This window comes from Buttiauxella noackiae ATCC 51607 (assembly GCF_001654865.1).
GTDB classification, from domain to species: domain Bacteria; phylum Pseudomonadota; class Gammaproteobacteria; order Enterobacterales; family Enterobacteriaceae; genus Buttiauxella; species Buttiauxella noackiae.
In genome coordinates, this window is sequence record NZ_LXEO01000081.1 from 1 (window position 1) to 1,246 (window position 1,246).

A 1,246-nucleotide genomic window follows, 5' to 3' on the forward strand; every position below is an offset into this window, starting at 1 on the left:
TTGTCCCGCATAAGGGGCGGTTTCATCAGTCCAGCGAGTAACGCGCACGGGGTCGCAGGATTTTCCTGTTTCGTCTTTATCCAGCAGAGCGCTGGCTTCATCGAAACGCCTGTACCACTTCATTGTGGATTTTCTGTCGAACTGAAGTCCTTCATATTCCGAGTAGAAATGCAGGGATCTTGATTCATTAAACCGCACGGGTTTAATTAGCTGGTTAACTTTGACCAGAAGTGGCGACAATCCTTCGGTTTTCATTTCGCCTAATGGCGGAGGAAGTTCACCGGCTTTAAGGATCACCCCGTTGCTATAGGGAAGCAGGCTGATTTCAGGCGTTTTGGCCAAACGATGCGTTAATTTTTCCGCTCCGCCCAGCTTTTCCAGCCACGGCGTACCCAGAATGGTGTACCAGCAGGCACCTTTCAGGCCAATGACGGCTCCATCACCTTCCAGCGTGCCAATGGAATCCACCATTACGCCGGAAAAACGCTGCGCCAGGGCGAATTCATACGGGAACATCCGTTCGAATGCATAAGGAAGGACAAACGACAGTCCCGCATAGCCACTTTCCACCGAAAAGGTGTCACACAGCCACATCAGCCAGGCTTCATAACGCTGCTTTCCATCAGGCTCTTTCAGCAGTGACAGCGGGAACGTTAACTTGATGACTGAGCGATCATTGTCATTATGAAAAATTCGAGTTCCCATAATAAGAATGTCGTAATCTGGGGCCAGAAAATCCTTCTCTGCGCTACCCAGATACCAGGAAAAAATATCTTCGGGTGTTGAATCGAGGATCTCCTGTCGCTTTTTGGCATAATTTTTTTCAGTGATCCCCACCCAGTTTTTGGTGATCGTTTTCTTCAGATGTGGCTTAAACTCCTCATAAAAACGATCCACACATTCCACCATCCTGCGGCGGATTTCTGGCGTATGCCCGTCTTTAAAAAAGACGGTGATAATCAGACCGAGATTGACCGCCGGGCTGCCGTCTTTATATTTAACGGAGGCTTCCGGCAGCCATTTCTCGATGTAGTTCAGCTCAAAATCCTGCAATTCCATACCTGCTCCTTTTTAACCGGCTGCCAGTGCCGCTGTACCCGTACCGAGAATAGCCGCCAGTGTTCCCCAGGCGCTTATTGCCAGACGAACAATCAGTAAAAATGCGCCAATAATGGCTTCCGGGATACCCAGTGTTACCACCAGAACGCCGATACCCACGGCAACCAGAATAACGCCGACCGTTTTC

Annotated in this window: 1 protein-coding gene; it reads right to left on the minus strand. The window is 49.7% G+C overall.

All coding sequences use genetic code 11. The features are described from left to right. A partial coding sequence (locus M979_RS22190; protein WP_064556440.1) for a DUF3396 domain-containing protein occupies positions 1-1,059 on the minus strand: 1,059 nt, incomplete at its 3' end. Positions 1,060-1,246 lie beyond the last annotated feature (187 nt).